Annotated in this window: 16 protein-coding genes; 5 read left to right on the top strand and 11 right to left on the bottom strand. The window is 47.1% G+C overall.

The features are described 5' to 3' along the window. Window positions 1–118: 118 nt before the first annotated feature. The 10 genes from K2Q26_00215 to tmk all read right to left on the bottom strand — a co-directional run bounded on the left by K2Q26_00215 (window position 119) and on the right by tmk (window position 9,738). Window positions 119–934, bottom strand: a complete 816-nt coding sequence (locus tag K2Q26_00215) for a hypothetical protein (GenBank protein MBY0313915.1) — start codon at window positions 932–934, stop codon at window positions 119–121. Between the two features lie 229 nt (window positions 935–1,163). Then, complete coding sequence (gene cmk, locus K2Q26_00210) at window positions 1,164–1,856, bottom strand: (d)CMP kinase (protein MBY0313914.1); 693 nt, start codon at window positions 1,854–1,856, stop codon at window positions 1,164–1,166. Continuing rightward, window positions 1,853–2,971 carry a histidinol-phosphate transaminase gene (gene hisC, locus K2Q26_00205; GenBank protein ID MBY0313913.1) on the bottom strand — a complete coding sequence of 373 codons (1,119 nt, stop codon included), beginning with the start codon at window positions 2,969–2,971 and terminating at the stop codon, window positions 1,853–1,855. The genes cmk and hisC overlap by 4 nt, the downstream gene beginning before the upstream one ends. Then, window positions 2,968–4,173: a threonine ammonia-lyase gene (gene ilvA, locus K2Q26_00200; GenBank protein MBY0313912.1), complete on the bottom strand. Its 1,206-nt coding sequence runs from the start codon at window positions 4,171–4,173 to the stop codon at window positions 2,968–2,970. Before ilvA ends, hisC begins: the two co-directional genes overlap by 4 nt. Window positions 4,174–4,191: 18 nt before the next feature. Then, window positions 4,192–4,935, bottom strand: a complete 744-nt coding sequence (gene tpiA, locus K2Q26_00195) for a triose-phosphate isomerase (GenBank protein ID MBY0313911.1) — start codon at window positions 4,933–4,935, stop codon at window positions 4,192–4,194. Then, complete coding sequence (locus K2Q26_00190) at window positions 4,932–6,125, bottom strand: phosphoglycerate kinase (GenBank protein MBY0313910.1); 1,194 nt, start codon at window positions 6,123–6,125, stop codon at window positions 4,932–4,934. Before K2Q26_00190 ends, tpiA begins: the two co-directional genes overlap by 4 nt. Beyond that, a complete protein-coding gene (gene gap / locus K2Q26_00185) occupies window positions 6,125–7,141 on the bottom strand; it encodes a type I glyceraldehyde-3-phosphate dehydrogenase (protein MBY0313909.1) in 1,017 nt (338 codons plus the stop codon). The genes K2Q26_00190 and gap overlap by 1 nt, the downstream gene beginning before the upstream one ends. A 206-nt stretch (window positions 7,142–7,347) precedes the next feature. Next, a complete protein-coding gene (locus tag K2Q26_00180) occupies window positions 7,348–8,190 on the bottom strand; it encodes a TatD family hydrolase (GenBank protein ID MBY0313908.1) in 843 nt (280 codons plus the stop codon). A gap of 1 nt (window position 8,191) precedes the next feature. Next, complete coding sequence (locus K2Q26_00175) at window positions 8,192–9,118, bottom strand: AAA family ATPase (protein ID MBY0313907.1); 927 nt, start codon at window positions 9,116–9,118, stop codon at window positions 8,192–8,194. Beyond that, window positions 9,106–9,738, bottom strand: a complete 633-nt coding sequence (gene tmk, locus K2Q26_00170; GenBank protein ID MBY0313906.1) for a dTMP kinase — start codon at window positions 9,736–9,738, stop codon at window positions 9,106–9,108. The genes K2Q26_00175 and tmk overlap by 13 nt, the downstream gene beginning before the upstream one ends. An 81-nt stretch (window positions 9,739–9,819) precedes the next feature. Between tmk and K2Q26_00165 the strand changes: the two genes are divergently transcribed. The 3 genes from K2Q26_00165 (at window position 9,820) to K2Q26_00155 (ending at window position 12,029) form a co-directional block, all read left to right on the top strand. Then, window positions 9,820–10,767, top strand: a complete 948-nt coding sequence (locus K2Q26_00165) for a response regulator (protein MBY0313905.1) — start codon at window positions 9,820–9,822, stop codon at window positions 10,765–10,767. A gap of 80 nt (window positions 10,768–10,847) precedes the next feature. Further along, window positions 10,848–11,219 carry a preprotein translocase subunit SecG gene (gene secG / locus K2Q26_00160; protein ID MBY0313904.1) on the top strand — a complete coding sequence of 124 codons (372 nt, stop codon included), beginning with the start codon at window positions 10,848–10,850 and terminating at the stop codon, window positions 11,217–11,219. Window positions 11,220–11,225: 6 nt separating this feature from the next. After that, window positions 11,226–12,029 (top strand): hypothetical protein, encoded by an 804-nt coding sequence (locus tag K2Q26_00155; GenBank protein ID MBY0313903.1) that lies wholly within the window; start codon window positions 11,226–11,228, stop codon window positions 12,027–12,029. Between the two features lie 9 nt (window positions 12,030–12,038). Here K2Q26_00155 and K2Q26_00150 read toward each other — a convergent pair whose 3' ends face one another. Then, window positions 12,039–13,112: a hypothetical protein gene (locus K2Q26_00150; protein ID MBY0313902.1), complete on the bottom strand. Its 1,074-nt coding sequence runs from the start codon at window positions 13,110–13,112 to the stop codon at window positions 12,039–12,041. A 71-nt stretch (window positions 13,113–13,183) separates the two neighbouring features. Here K2Q26_00150 and K2Q26_00145 point away from each other — a divergent pair, with 71 nt between their 5' ends. Both K2Q26_00145 and K2Q26_00140 read left to right on the top strand, forming a co-directional pair. Further along, window positions 13,184–13,981 carry a hypothetical protein gene (locus tag K2Q26_00145; protein ID MBY0313901.1) on the top strand — a complete coding sequence of 266 codons (798 nt, stop codon included), beginning with the start codon at window positions 13,184–13,186 and terminating at the stop codon, window positions 13,979–13,981. Then, on the top strand, window positions 13,978–15,081 hold the full coding sequence (locus K2Q26_00140) for a radical SAM protein (protein MBY0313900.1): 1,104 nt from the start codon (window positions 13,978–13,980) through the stop codon (window positions 15,079–15,081). Before K2Q26_00145 ends, K2Q26_00140 begins: the two co-directional genes overlap by 4 nt. Window positions 15,082–15,243: the final 162 nt, after the last annotated feature.

The raw sequence follows: 15,243 nt of genomic DNA, 5'->3' as shown, positions 1-15,243 counted from the left end.
ATTGTTGATAAACGGGGTTCGAGATGGGTGGAGGATAATACTTGGTCGGGGTTTTGGGATTTCAGTGATTATATTGGATTTGAGGTTTGGAATTTTACGGGGCTTGGGGGTAGCGGATTCAGGGAGATAGGAGCTGGGCGAGGGGCTCAGAGTCGCGGAGGTTGCAGCGGGCGGCGAAGACTCCCCCGGCGACGGCGGCAGCAAGGCCGATAAGGAAGGTCACGAATAATGTCCAACCTAAAACGGATAATGCTTTTGCGGCTTTATCGCCGGCCACTTTGGCGGCTTGCTCGAATTTAGCGTTAAGTTCGTTGATCTTGGCCTCGGCTTCGGCGGAGCTTATTCCGGTATTGAGTGCAAAGTACACTTTCGCCGATTCCACGTCGCCGCGAAGTAAACGCGAAGTGAGTCCGTTCACAAATTGCTTTTGATCGGTTTTCACATCCTGAGGAATCGCGTTCGACACTGTATCTTGGATCATCGGATTTTGCGACAGATCAGCGACACCGGCGCTCAGCCCTTTCGCTAATCCAGCTACTCCACTCGAAATTCCAACGACCGCGTTACCGCCCCCAGAAACTAAAAGAATAAAAAAGAGGGAAGCGACCACTAAACTTTGTGATCCCCCCACGCGCTGATCCGAAATTCTTGCGGCGCGAGCGGCGTAAAAACCACCAAAGAAAAGCGAAACAACAACAGACAAGAAAATCCAGATGCCTGTTCCTGTGGCTATAGTGCTGCCGTGAGATTCATTTTCAATCGCACTGCGAGTCACTCTGGCCGCAACTCCTAAACCCAAAGCCGTTGCGGCCATCATCGACATCATAGCGACAAATAGGCCTGCAAGAATCGACTTCCAGCAGATGAGAGGATGATCATGATTGTAGGCATGCGCGCGTGTCGTGTAAGTTTCGTTCGTTGTTGGAATAGCCATTGATTGCTCCTTTGCAATATTTTTTTAAAATAACAAGAGCTAGACAATGCAAACGGATAACCAATTTTTTTCGAACAGAATTTACTATTCCATCGGCTGTAATCGATTAATTTCGTCATTAGGATTTAAAAGAGATGGAGACGCCGACAAAATTGCCCCACCCATAGATCAATGTCCGAATTCGCCCGAACATCAGCGCAAGAGCCGCAAGCACTCATCCGTGTTTGAATTAAAGTGTTAAGCCTTCGTCTTGGAAAGTTTTTTCGATGATCTCTTTAATGAAGGAGACCACTTCCGGCAGGGTCATTTGACTCGAATCGATGACATGGGCTGAGGGCGGAATTTGCATGGGCGCGTGTTTGCGACCGGCATCGCTTTGATCGCGCTTTTCTTGGAGAGTTTTCAGTTGATCAAAACTTTCGGAATGCTCGATCGATCGTCTCATCACACGGCTATCTAGAGTCGCGGTGAGATAAATTTTAACAACGGCTTCGGGGAAAACGACGCTTCCGCAATCTCTGCCTTCGGCCACTAAAGTTTTTCCAGGTTTGGAACAATTTCTTTGCGCCTGTAACAGGGCTTTACGAACTTCGGAGTACTGACTGATTTTACTGGCGATCAATGCCACGCTCTCGCTATTGAGTTCGGCGTTAACAATTTGACCTTTATAGACCACGAGAGTCTCGGGTTCAGTCATTTGCACGGACCAAATGGGATTGGTGGCCAGTTTCGCGAGAGCGGCGCGATCCTCGAGATCGATATTCTCTTTTTGCGCCACGCAAGCCAAACCGCGATAGAATGCACCGGTAGAAACCCATTCCCAGCTCATGGCTTTTGCAAGCTCACGGCTCACAGAAGTCTTACCGGACGCAGAGGGACCATCCACCGTGACTACAGTTCTATCGCCAGCTCTATTGGTCATTGCCGGCCTTCTTGTAATGTATGTGTCAGTGCTTGTATCGCCCATTTGTTCTCGTCTTCAAGTCCTACGCTCATTCGCAGATGGGTCGGGAGACCATACTCCTTGACCGTTCGCAAAATGACCCCTTGGCGCAGGCATTCTTGGAAGACTTCCGTAGCATCCCTCTTTACATCTAACAAGACGAAATTGCCTTGTGATGGAATAAAAGGCACGCCCAGCGCCGAAAGCTCCTTATAAAAGTAATCAAGACCATCCCAAACCACTTGCTGAGATTTTTTGATGTACTCGGCGTCTTCCATCGACGCGATCACGGCCTTTTGCACCAAAGAGTTGACGTTAAACGGCATGCGCACGCGGTGAATCCAATTGAGAAGCTGAGGATCGCCAGAGATTAAAGCCCCAACCCGCAATCCCGCTAAGCCATAAGCTTTACTAAAAGTGCGCAAAACCAAAATATTTTTATATTTTTTCAAGCAGGTCGCCGTATCGACGTAATCTGAAGCCCGCACATAATCGTTGTAGGCTTCATCAACAACGACCAGAAGATCGTCGCGATCACCGACCACTTCGAGAATGCGATCGAAATCCTTTTGATTGAGATAGGTCCCGGTCGGATTGTTTGGATTCGCCAAAAATAAAATCTTAGCTTTGCCAAAAGTAGAAGATTTTAGATTTTCGACCAAGTGATCGACATCGATCTTAAGATTTGAGTCCACTCGCGTTCTTAAAACCTGAACTCGAGCCGCTTGGGAACAGATCGAATAGGCAATAAAAGACTTTTCGGGAACAATCACGTGATCACCCGGCTCGCAGTACACACGAATTAAAAGATCGATGAGCTCATTCGAACCATTCCCGATCAGAATATTATCGGCCGGCAAATTCCATTTTTGAGAGAGATAACCCCGCAACTCATAGGAGCTGGGATCTGGATAACGATTGAGATTCGCAAGTTCGGCCTGCATTGCCGCGATCGCCTTGGGACTTACACCCACAGGGTTTTCGTTACTCGCCAGTTTGCACACTTTGTCTAGGCCGAGTTCGCGACGAACCTCTTCGATCGGTTTTCCCGGTGTGTAAGGAACTAAACTTTGAATTTCGGGAGATACTTTCATGAATGCTCTCCTTTGAGAAGATGAACTCCAGCGTCTTTTAGCATGTCTTCAATCTGTTTGGCGTGCTCGATGCCCGAAGTTTCTAGTAGGAAATCAATTCGCGTTTCTCGCACTGAAAGCTCCGAAGAAACTCGGTCATGCATCACATCGAGAATGTTTGCACGCGCTTTGGCCATCATTTGGGTGATGCGAGCCAATTGTCCCGGTAAATCGCTCACAATAATTGAAATCCGAGTATGTCGGCCCTTGCGGCGGAGACCCGTCTCGATGACCGAGAACATCGTATTGAGATCAATATTCCCGCCACAGACAAGGACTACGGCATTGGGTTTTAATTTGAATTTGTTAGCAATCACCGCGGCCACTCCGGCGGCACCCGAACCCTCGGCAATCATCTTATCTTTTTCCATAAGATTCACGATGGCTTCAGCGATTTCGTTATCACTCACCGATACGATTTGATCGACGTAAGGGTGAATATAATTTTTAAACATCTCAGGGCTTGGTTTTTTAACGGCAATACCATCGGCGATCGTATTCACATAGGTGGGAGCACTGACGATATCTCCCTCCTTCAATTGGCGCATTCCTTGGGTCTGCTCGGAAACAACTCCGATCACTTCGATCTTGGGATTGATGGTCTTAAGAACAAATGAAATTCCACCAATGAGACCCCCTCCGCCGATGGGGACGACCACTTGATCGACCTGTGCGAAGTCTTCAAGAATTTCTAGTCCGATGGTTCCTTGACCAGCGATCACGTAAGGATCTTGATAAGGGTGAACAAAAACTAATCCTTCTTTTTTTGCAATTTCGCAGGCTTTTTCGTAGGCGTGATCGTAATAATCGCCGTGCAAAACAACTTCGGCCCCGTACTTCTGAGTCGCTAGAACTTTGATCATCGGTGCCGTCTCCGGCATGACAATGGTGGCTTTGATCCCGTAAAGCTTCGCCCCGAACGCCACGCCTTGAGCATGGTTTCCCGCAGATGCGGCAATCACACCTTTTTTCTTTTCGGCCTCGGAGAGAAAGCGCATGCGGTTGAGAGCTCCGCGAATTTTAAAACTTCCCGTTTTTTGCAAATTTTCGCACTTGATATGAACCGTATCAGGAAGGCAGCGCGATTTTCGCAACTGCGTGTGCTCGGTCTTATCTTTAAGAAAGGCCTGAGCTTCTTTCACCATGTCCATTGTAATTAACAGCTCCACCCCAAACTCCTTTTACAAGCTATTGTATATGTCGAGGTAAGAGGCGATTTTTAAACTCGCTCCACCAATCAAAAATCCGCCCACATCTTGAACCGTGGAAATGTCTTTCGAGTTTTGCGGAGTGACGCTGCCCCCATAAAGAATCGGCACCGTATTTCCGCGATCGCCCCACTTCTTAAAAAGTTCACTGCGAATAAATGAGTGAACCTCTTTGATGTCATCGAGCGAAGGCACGCGCCCGGTCCCTATCGCCCAAACCGGTTCGTAGGCGATGATCACATTGGCGGCGCTATCGACGAGACTGAGACCCATATCTAACTGGAGACGAATTCGTCCCAAAGTTTGTTGCGCCACCCGCTCGTCTTCTTTTTCTCCCACACAAAGCACAGGACAAATATTATGTTTCACCAAGGCGGCGACCTTTTTAGACATCATTGCGTCGGTTTCACCAAACACGTGACGTCGCTCACTGTGTCCCACAAGAGCATGAGTGGCACCGACGTCTTTGAGCATTAAAGGCGAAATCTCACCTGTAAACGCTCCGCTGTCCTCGAAGTGGCAATTTTGCGCCCCATAAGCAATGGCGCTCTCACCTAAAATTTTTTGACACGAAGACAAACTGATGGCCGATGGAAAAATCAAAGCCTTGGCATTCGACGATGATGACACTTTCTCTTTAAGTTCTTTGAGAAACGATTCAGCCTCGCTCAGCGTTTTGTTCATCTTCCAATTGGCAGCCACTAAAAATGATTTCATTTGCCTGCCAACACTTTAATGCCAGGAAGAGTTTTTCCTTCGATGTATTCAAGGCTCGCTCCTCCACCGGTGGAAATATGATCCATCTTATCGGCAAATCCGGAATCCATGGCGGCTGCCGCAGAGTCTCCACCGCCGACAACGGTATAACCTTCCGCCTTCGCCATGGCTTCGGCGATGGCAAACGAACCCTGATCAAAGGGCTTTGTTTCATAAACTCCCATAGGTCCATTCCAGAAAACTGTTTTTGCCTGAGAGATATGTTCTGCAAAAAGCTTTCGCGTTTTTGGTCCGATATCCACTCCCATCATATCTGCTGGAATGTTCTCGGACGTTGTAGCGATGGCTCCGTCGGAATCCGTCAAAGCACGAGTGGCGATATGGTCAATGGGAAGAATAAATTTTTTGTCACGCGCTTCAAAGCGAACGATGAGCTCTTTCGCTAAAGCGACTTTGTCCTTTTCGACGAGCGACTTACCGACCGATACGCCCATCGCCTGTAAGAAGGTGTAGGCCATGGCCCCGCCCACCAAAATCGACTGAGCCGAATCTAAAAATTTTTCTATAACGACGATTTTATCGCTCACTTTACTTCCCCCGAGAATCACCACAAAAGGCTCTTCAGGGGCGTTGCGAATCTTCGAAAGGGCGTTGAGTTCTTTTTCGATCAAAAAGCCCGCATACTTTTGCGGCATCACTTTCGGAAGAGCATCAATACTCGCATGGGCGCGATGGCAGGACCCAAAGGCATCGTTCACGTAAATGTCAGAATACTTGGCCCACTTTTGCGCGAGCTCGTTGGAGTTCTTCTCTTCCCCAGGGTGAAACCGGAGATTCTCTAAGAGAATGATTTTATCAAATCGTCCCTCCGCTAACAAACCGCGAGGAGCGTCGGAATCCGGTGATTCCATAAGAACCACTTCGCGATTGAGTTTTTGGGCGAGATCTTCCGCGACCGGCTCTAAGGAAAACTTTTTTCGATCCTCTTCGCCATCTCCCTTGGGACGCCCCAGATGAGATCCAATCACAATACGCGCCCCTTGCTCAATCAGAAACTGCACGGTCGGAAGCGCTTCGCGAATTCGCGTGTCATCAACGATTTCACCATTCTTTAAGGGCACATTGAGATCTAAACGCAAAAATACGTTTTTGTTTTTGAGATCCGGGATGTCTTTTAAAGTTTTCATCATTAGCGTTGGCCTATGCTTTTCACGTTGTCCATGTACAGGGCTAAATCGACCATCCGTTTAGAGAATCCAAACTCGTTGTCGTACCAAGCTAAGACTTTAAAGAAAGTTTTGTCTAAAGCCACCGTGCTCATGAGATCTACGGAGGCACTTGCAGAATTTCCATTAAAATCGATACTGACCAATGGACGCTTTTCACAAGCGAGAACACCTTTAAGATCACCTTGAGACGCAGCGATGAGTGCGGCATTGACAGCTTCCACCGTCGTCTCTTTTTCGAACTGCACGTTAAGATCGACAAGACTCACGTTAGGAGTTGGAACACGAACAGAGATCCCGTGGAATTTGCCTTTGAGTTCGGGAAGCACTTCACCCACCGCTTTTGCGGCTCCAGTGGTGGTAGGAATCATCGACATGGATGCGGTTCGCGCACGACGAAGATCATCATGGCTACTATCGAGGATCCGTTGGTCATTGGTAAACGCATGAATCGTCGTCATCAAGCAACGGGCAATTTTAAAATTATCATTGAGCACTTTCGCCACCGGCGCCAAACAGTTCGTCGTGCAAGAAGCGTTACTCACAACCACATGCTTTTCAGGATCATAGGATTTGTGGTTAATACCGTAAACAAACGTCGCGTCCGATTTTGCCGGAGAAGAAATCATTACTTTTTTTGCACCGGCTTTTAAATGACCTTGATTCTCGGCTGTGTCTTTGAATCTCCCCGTGCACTCGAGGACAAGATCTACACCCCAGTCTCCCCAAGGAATTTGGGAAGGATCTTTTTCTGCCGACATCTTAATCTTCTTACCATCGACGATGATATGCTTATCATCACTAGTGACTTCTTTAGAATAAACTCCATGAGTACTGTCATACTTCAACAAATGCGCATGCTCTTCCGGCTCGCCCGAAGAATTGTTAATACCAACGATCTCAAGGTCATCAAAACCTGCACGAAATAAAACTCGACCAATACGACCAAAACCATTAATACCAACTCTTAACTTCGCCATGTGTCTCCTCACCGAAAATATCTGCCGGGGTTTTTGGGTTTTATTTAAAGGTTTTTATCGGACACTCTCACCGCTCAAACAAGCCGCGGGAAGCGGAACTCGGGTTCGAGCGTCCGATAAAAACCTTTAAATAAAACCCAAAAATTCTCGTGCGTTAGAATATGGTTACGGTTGTAAAGGATGGGGTGGTCTGTGTCAATTCGGGGCTAGGAAATTGGCGGGAGCTTGGGGAACATTTTGTAGGCGTTTTCTAGAAGCTGCTGGGAGAGTTCTGGGAGTGGGATCTTTTTGAGCTCAGATATAAATTGAGCGGTAAAGACGACGTAGTGTGGTGAATTTTTTACGCCGCGGAACGGAGCTGGGGTCAGAAAGGGAGAATCGGTTTCGATATGCAGCCTGTCGATGGGGACGTAGTTGGCCACATCGCGAAGGGCTTGGGCGTTTTTGAAAGTGACGATCCCGCTCATCGAGATGTTAAAACCGAGGTCCAAGGCCTTTTCGGCCAACCACATGGTGCCTGTAAAACAATGAATCACACCCTTCACCTTTCCGCGAAATTTTTCGAGAATCTCGATGGTGTCGGCCTCGGCATCTCGAGTGTGAATTTCTACGGGAAGTCCTAATTTTTCTGCGAGCTCAAGTTGCTTATGAAAGGCGTCTCTTTGCACGTCGTGGGGTGAGTTGTTATAGTAATAATCCAGACCGATCTCGCCAACGGCGGCCACCTCTTTAGAGGGACCTTCTTTGAGAATGAGCTTTTCGATTTCGGGCGTAAAAAGTTGGGCTTCGTGCGGGTGAATTCCCAGAGTGCAGCAGACCGTTGGATAATGTTTACGAGCTAACCCAAGAACGATCGATAAATCATTGGGCTCAGTGCCGATGGTGATGATGCGTTGGACTCCGTACTTTTGCGCCGTGAGAATGCTTTCCTCAGGACTGGCCTCTAAAAAATTGAGATGAGCGTGAATATCAATCCAGGGGCCATTTCCTAATCCCAAGTATTTTGCGACTTCTCTATCTACTTTTTGAAAATCTGTCACTGCACTCATTCTACACCAGCTGGAACGATAGGTTCTCGAGAATTAAATTTTTATCCACATGACCCTGGGAATCGCGCCGTGCTTCATTCATACTATCATAGAGTTTAAAAAGCGCCGGATGTTTTGCGAATTTTTCGACAAAAGACTCGATATCGCTATTGTAAAGGGGAAGATCCATCCCCATGTTTTTAACCACCGCATCGCGCACATAACTTTGCCAACAGTGCACGACGAACTCCATTTTTTCCCCGGCAGAGAAAGCCTCGGACATCTGCTTTAAAACGTCGGAGTTTTGTGAAGCATGGAGGTAATTGATCGCTTGCTTTCGAAGATCGAGCCATTCCGGCGTCATAATTTTTTGCAACAGTGAGGCTCGGCCCGCACTCCATTGTCTTTGCCAAGGTAAGCTCTCTGGGAAAATAGTCTTAAGATCTTTATCCGCCAAAGGCTCAAAGGTGAGCACTTGGCAGCGAGAACGTATCGTTGGAAGGATTTGCGAAATCTGTGAGGTCACAAAAATAAAGTGAACACCAAAGGGCATCTCTTCCAGAGTTTTTAACAGAACATTCGCCGCTGATAGGGTTAACCTTTCGGCGCTATCGACCACGACCACACGATGAGGAATCCAAGAGGTATGAGTCACGAAATCTAACACTTCATGAATCTGTTCGATTTTAATTTTTTCGGTTTCGCATTCAATAAGGCGCATCACCTCTAGTGGAACCGTCGCCACTCGCAAACACATCGGACAATGACCGCAAGCGGGTGTATGCTCGCAGTTCAACTCCTGGGTGATCGCCATCGCTCGCTTCTTTTTTCCAATGCCATCTGGACCGGAAAAAATGCTCGAGTTAAAAAACTTTTTTTGTAAAAGAAGATTATGAATCCCGAGCTTTACTTTTTCGTGGCCAAAAATCTCGCTTGCTAGCTGAGCCATTGTCTGCCCTTAAAATCATTCTGCACAATTTTAAAAAGTTGCTCGGGTGTTTGCATGCCATCAAGAACCAACCAGCCTTTTGGATTTTCCTCGGCTTGCAGGAGATAGCCTTTTCGGACTCGTTCATGGAATTGTTTGTTTTCATTTTCCATACGATCGTGTTTCGTATTCGTCGCCGCAGTTCTTTGCTGGAGGCGACGCTGGCTCTCTTCCACCGGAATATCAATAAAGATCACTAGGTCTGGCACAATTCCGTTGCAGGCGTAATGATTGAGCCAATCGATATCCTTGCGCTCAAGCCCGCGAGCTTGGCTCTGAAAAGCAATCGTACTGGAGTAAAAGCGATCGCTTAAAACCCATTTTTTTTGAGCGAGAGACGGCTGAATGATCTCGTGCACGAGCTGAGTGCGAGACGCTTCATACATCAGAAGTTCGGCCTTAGGCACAGGCCTTCCGTCGGGGTCCAATATGAGGTGACGGAGTTTTTCACTCAGAACAGTTCCTCCTGGATCGCGCACGAACACGCAGGACATCTGAGAGGTTTCCAGATACGTCTTCACCTGGTTGATCAATGTTGTTTTGCCGGCTCCGTCGAGCCCTTCGAACACAATAAATTTCATAGTTTTAAGGCGCCTTTGACCCGCCCTAGACTAGACCACAGGGCCCTTCATTATCAAGCATATTGCTCCGATAAGATTGCGATGGGAAATAATAACGAAGTCCGTATTTTAATTGTCGATCAAGAGGTCACTTCGGCAAAAAAATTAATGACTTACCTCAATGACAGCGGCTTTAAAGCCAGTGCGATTTACGATGGCGAAAACGCCGGTCAAAAAATTATGGAGACCCGTCCCCACTTTATTCTCGTCGATCTCACCATGCCCAATTTTACTGCCTTTGATTGTCTCAAATTTCTCAACAGCAAACAGATGATTGAAAATAATGAAGTCCGCGTGATTGTTCTCTCTCATCATAATGCACAGCAAAATGTTGAGGCCTGTTTATCTCAAGGCGCTCACGACTACGTGGTTAAACCGGCAAAACCCATCGATGTTTTAACTCGAATTGCCCTTCACCTCCAGGCGCGCAAACGTGTACTGAAAGTAGAGGAGACCGAAGACAAAAATTCTCGGGATGCAAATTACTATTTAAGATTAGTAGAACTCTTGGCGAAGACCATCACCCTCCCCACCCCCGCAGAACAAGTTCATTATCAGTTGATCCGCATGTTGGCTTTTGCTCTCAACGCTGTGAGAATTTCCCTGATCACCTTCGATGACACCAAACCCACGGTGATTGCCTCGAGCGATAAAGAGGACTTTGCTCGGTTCGAACTCCAAATCGAAAAATACCCAGAGATTGACTATGTGCTTCGCACCCAAAAGCCGCTATTTATCGAGAGTCTAAAAGATGATGCCATGCTGTCTTTCGTCAAAGACAATCTCAAGGCCATTCATTTCAACACCATGATCGTCTTGCCCATTATCAGTAACGGATTCCTCCGTGGAATTATTTCGGCCCGCTTCGAAGTGTCGTCAAATCTCAACGATGCTGAAATTCGCCTTTGCCAAATAGTTCCGCAATTGATCGCCGCCTACTGGCGCACGATGGACGTGATTCCCGCGAAATCCAAAACCAAAGCCAGTTAACATAACGCATTAGGCTCCGCTTTTAGTCATTGCCGCCGGGAACGGATAAACACTATATTGACTCCTTTCCGGAGGAATTAATGGTTACTACACTCGCCATTTTACACATCGTGGTCGCAATCTTTTTGATCTTATTGATTATGATTCAAGATCCTAAAGGCGGTGGCGCAGGTCTATTTGGTGGAGGAGGATCCAATTCAGTTCTCGGCTCCTCGGGCGCCACGGATTTTATTACTAAACTCACTCGTGGAACTGCAGTGGTCTTTGGCGTTCTTTGCATTGCGATCACTTTAGCCATTAAGCCGCCAAAAACCGGTGTCTTCTCAAAAATCCCAGTCCCGGCGAACGAGGCGCCCACTGCGACTCAGCCCACAGATATGGTTCCGGTCACTCCGCAGCCTGGCGATGTGGCACCCGCTCAAGAGCCCGCCGCAAAACCCGAGGCTAAATAATTTTCCATGAAGAAACGCACGTCTCTTTTGATACTCACCGCTCTCCTTGCGGGAGTTTTTTGCATTGTGTTTCTTCCCCCGCAGTTTTTTGAATCTTTTTTTAAAAAATCGTCTAAAAAAGAAAATCTCCTGGGGATTAAAGAAGTGATCGGAACTGTTCAAAAAATCTCCCCACTTCCCTTTGAAACAGTCACTAAAGAGTCAAACCTCCATCATCAAGATCTCATCATCACCCATGCCGATAGTAAAATTTTGTTCTTTCTGCCCACGCAGGGGGAAGTTTGGGTGATGCCGTTCTCTAAGGTCGAAATCTATCAGGATGGCGAAGTGAATGAGCTTCGCCTCATCTTTGGCGAAATTAAAAAACCCGCAGGCAGCTCCTTTCGCGTCAGTTATCGCGGCGCCATCATTCAAAATGACGAATTTTCCACGGTGCGAGAGGCTTTAGTCAGCGAAGTGCCGATGCTGAGCGAGACGACATTCAAAGACATTTCTCTCAAAGACTCCACCCCTCAAAACATGATCGAAAAGCAAATCTTTCAAACGTTACTGCTGAACAAAAAGTTTTTCCAGGCCTGCCTGGTAAAATACTACAAAAAAGAAGGTGGAAAAATCTCCGGGGGCGAAACTGTATTTGATCTCTTGATTTCACCGAACGGTGTCATCGAGAAGTCGACCATCATTCGTTCGGAAATGAAGTCCGCCGACTATCACGCCTGTCTTGAGCAGGTGCTGACTCGAGTTCGCTTTAAAGGACTGACGTTGAAAGAGTCCGTCCACGCTGTATTTCCATTAAATATAGAGCTTTAACGCCTAAAATTAGCGATAGTCGTGAAAGTAATCAATGCGCTCAGGAACCCAGGGCTCGTGCACACCAGATATATCAAAAACTCTTTCGCCCACGTCCGAAGTGATCTTGTAGGGTTGAATCGAAGGCGAAAAATCTCGGCTCAAAAGTTTTTGATCGATCATTTCGGGAATTAATCTCTGCAACGTTTGATCACCAATAATTTGTCGGCGGATCATATCGTCAAAAGACGTTTGCAGTTCATCCAAAGAAAAACCGTAATTTGTAGAAAGATCTTTTCCGACCCGAACCACATGATCCAAAGACAGTCGATTGTCCTGAAAAAGATCGAGAGCAATCTGAAACGAATTATAGCTAGGGATCATTCGACGCCCAAATTTCCCGTAATACTCAGGGTCGGTGTCCACCGCGAGGTTGATGTAGATCTTCTCGACGGGATCGAGTTCGGCCGCCTGCTGCTGCATGGAAGATATGCGCTGGATCTGCTCTGATGTGCATTGAAATGCCTTGAGAACCTTTTCCTCGTCCCCGCGCAGTCGCCGCGAACATATATCCGAATACAGCGAATAAATGATCGCATCCGTTTCGCTGTCATCGCCCCAAAGGACTTGAGTGACTTCCTCTTTGAGCAAACCGCGCAAATACATCAGGGCGGTCACCTTATAGCCCACATGCTGGCGGAGTTTCCAGAATCGTCCCGGCCAAAGATTTTTAAGATTATCTTTAAAGAAAATTCCGAGGGGAAGGATCTCATCGCTCTCTAATTTCTCGCGAATCTTTTTTTCCATTTGTGGAGGAGAGGCGGTAATAAAGAAAATGGGAAAGACATCCTGTCCTCGCTTCTGCTGCCAGTTTTGCTTGAGGCATCTTACCAGGGTAGAGGTCCCAGGAACATTGTTACGATGGTAGTTGTCTGCGAAGGACGCGCGAAAGATGTCTTTCACAGACTGCCAGTGGGTATCTAAGTAGGTTTTATCGAGATCCCAAACGTAGACCTCATCGAACTGAGCGAATTCTGAAATATTTTTGTAACTGAAGAAAATGACATCCCCAATCACTTGAACTTGACGTTTTTTATCGCTCACACCCACTCCTCGCGTCCTAGTATATATGCAATTGGACTTAAAAAACAGTCCGTGTTAGTGAAAATGTCCAAATGATCAATGTCAATTTCGGCCTCGACTTTAAACCCTCGCAAAGCACCCCGGAGATCTTCCCTGTCTTCGTGTGGAGATCGTGGGCACTCAATCACTTTGAGACGGGTTCCAAAAGCGCCCCTGTGGATTTATTGTCACAAGACATTAGCCATAAAGATTTCCCCGAGGCCCTCAAGCAAATATATCCTCATTTAACTTTCATGGAACTCTCGCGATTGTTCTCCTGCAGCCGGTCCGCAGGACTCGCAAATCAACTGGCCTGGGATCAGATCTTTAGAGCCTATTCCTACAATTGGAATACTCGCATGGAAAAGACCGTAGAACTGGCCCTCACCCTGCCTCCGCATTTCCAGAATTGGATGCAAGAGCATGAGATTTCCCCACGAGAGATCTCGCCGTTGTTGAGTCTTAAAGAACAATCATCGTTTATACCTTTTTTAGAACACTTCACCCGCAAATCCCTGTCGCGAAATCAGGGGGCCCAGCTCTTAGAGCTTGCGGTGGAATTGCATTTGATGAAAACGCCGATCTCGGATCTATTCTCTCTTCCAGAAGAGATGGTTGAAGAATGGATCGCACGACTGCGTAAAATTCGTTACCCGCAGACGGAGACTCTGGACAGATCTATCGAAGAACGACTGATGTCTTTGCCGTGGACGAAGTCGTTTTCAAAACGCTGGACGCGAATCGGAGATCGCAGCGGACTTGAGGTGAAGTTTTTGGTGCAGTCGCCTGAAGATTTAAAAAATAAGATTAAAGCTCTCGAGGAAATCTCTCAAAAGGAGACGCCTTTATGAAAAGCCTAGAGCGTTTCGAAAACGTGTTTATCCATAAAGACAGCATCGAGAGCGAGGTGGCCCAGCGGGCTTACCAAATGTTTCCCCGCGAAAAAATCCAAGTGGTGGCAGACCGTCCCTCCTTACCCGACCGAGGGGAGCTCTCCGTCGAGAGCTTCGAACGCAGTAAGAAGAATTTATTTATCACTCGACATCAGGGGCATTTTTTTAAACGATGCCCGGGCGCCAAAAAAGGCCTCGCCTGCTGTAACTACTTTGTTCTCAATCTGGGTCTTCAGTGCAACATGGACTGTTCCTACTGCTACCTGCAATCATTCATTAATACCCCCTACTCGATCATTTACTCCAACTTGGATCAGGCCTTGGCGGAGCTCGAGGACATCTACCAGAACAATCAGCACGACGCGGTTCGCGTGGGCACGGGAGAGGTCATTGATAGTTTAAGCCTTGACCCACTCACTTTATACTCTCGAAAGCTGATTGAGTTTTTTAAGAACAAACCCAAGTGGCGCCTCGAATTTAAAACTAAGTCTGATTTTGTGGATCAGTTTCTCGACTGCGAGCACGGAAATAACGTCATTGCCAGTTGGTCCATCAATCCTCAGCCAGTGATCAGCGCCGAAGAATATCTGACGGCAAGTCTTGAAGAACGCCTGACTGCGGCCGAGAAATGCTTAAGTAAAGGCTTTAACATCGCTTTCCATATGGATCCGGTGATATGGCATGAGGACTGGAAGCAAAACTATTCGGACCTCGTGATGGAGATCACGCGACGATTTCATCCCAAAGATCTTCCCTATATTTCTTTGGGAGCCCTTCGCTTTCAGCCGGAGCAGAAGGACTTTATGCGCGAGCGTTTTGGAATGGACAGCATGGTCAATCGAGCGGAAGTCTTTAAAAGTGCGGGTGGAAAAATGCGCTACGATCAACGCCTCCGCGAAGACATGTTTCGTTTTATTATCGATACGTTTAAAGCCCAAGACCCGGCTTGGAAAATTTTCCTCTGCATGGAGACTCCAGAAACATGGGTGAACACCACGGAATCCTTACCTTACAAACAGCAGGACATTTCGGGCTTATTTAAACCCATTCACGCCTAAGAAAAACCTATTAATTCAGCAACTCTGAACACCTCTAGGCATTCTCTTCCTAGTTTCTGTTAAGTTTTGAGAATTTCTTACAAACTCCTTGAGAACAGATGTCCTTTTTTAAGGGTCAAAGGTACCGTCGCGGTGTCTTCAAAAAAGGGAAAATAAACTGGC

Source organism: Bdellovibrionales bacterium, assembly GCA_019750295.1.
Classification (GTDB): Bacteria; Bdellovibrionota; Bdellovibrionia; order Bdellovibrionales; family JAGQZY01; genus JAIEOS01.
Note: the sequence above shows the minus strand (reverse complement) of the source record. Positions and strands in the feature narration are given on the sequence as shown.

Bases quoted from the DNA above. Each gene is read 5' to 3' on its own strand.
- gap (MBY0313909.1), bottom strand. From the start codon at position 7,141: ATGGCGAAGTTAAGAGTTGGTATTAATGGTTTTGGTCGTATTGGTCGA.
- K2Q26_00175 (MBY0313907.1), bottom strand. From the start codon at position 9,118: ATGGCTCAGCTAGCAAGCGAGATTTTTGGCCACGAAAAAGTAAAGCTC.
- cmk (MBY0313914.1), bottom strand. From the start codon at position 1,856: ATGACCAATAGAGCTGGCGATAGAACTGTAGTCACGGTGGATGGTCCC.
- secG (MBY0313904.1), top strand. From the start codon at position 10,848: ATGGTTACTACACTCGCCATTTTACACATCGTGGTCGCAATCTTTTTG.
- K2Q26_00140 (MBY0313900.1), top strand. From the start codon at position 13,978: ATGAAAAGCCTAGAGCGTTTCGAAAACGTGTTTATCCATAAAGACAGC.
- K2Q26_00215 (MBY0313915.1), bottom strand. From the start codon at position 934: ATGGCTATTCCAACAACGAACGAAACTTACACGACACGCGCGCATGCC.
- K2Q26_00165 (MBY0313905.1), top strand. From the start codon at position 9,820: ATGGGAAATAATAACGAAGTCCGTATTTTAATTGTCGATCAAGAGGTC.
- K2Q26_00180 (MBY0313908.1), bottom strand. From the start codon at position 8,190: ATGAGTGCAGTGACAGATTTTCAAAAAGTAGATAGAGAAGTCGCAAAA.
- K2Q26_00155 (MBY0313903.1), top strand. From the start codon at position 11,226: ATGAAGAAACGCACGTCTCTTTTGATACTCACCGCTCTCCTTGCGGGA.
- tpiA (MBY0313911.1), bottom strand. From the start codon at position 4,935: ATGAAATCATTTTTAGTGGCTGCCAATTGGAAGATGAACAAAACGCTG.
- tmk (MBY0313906.1), bottom strand. From the start codon at position 9,738: ATGAAATTTATTGTGTTCGAAGGGCTCGACGGAGCCGGCAAAACAACA.
- K2Q26_00190 (MBY0313910.1), bottom strand. From the start codon at position 6,125: ATGATGAAAACTTTAAAAGACATCCCGGATCTCAAAAACAAAAACGTA.
- hisC (MBY0313913.1), bottom strand. From the start codon at position 2,971: ATGAAAGTATCTCCCGAAATTCAAAGTTTAGTTCCTTACACACCGGGA.
- K2Q26_00145 (MBY0313901.1), top strand. From the start codon at position 13,184: ATGATCAATGTCAATTTCGGCCTCGACTTTAAACCCTCGCAAAGCACC.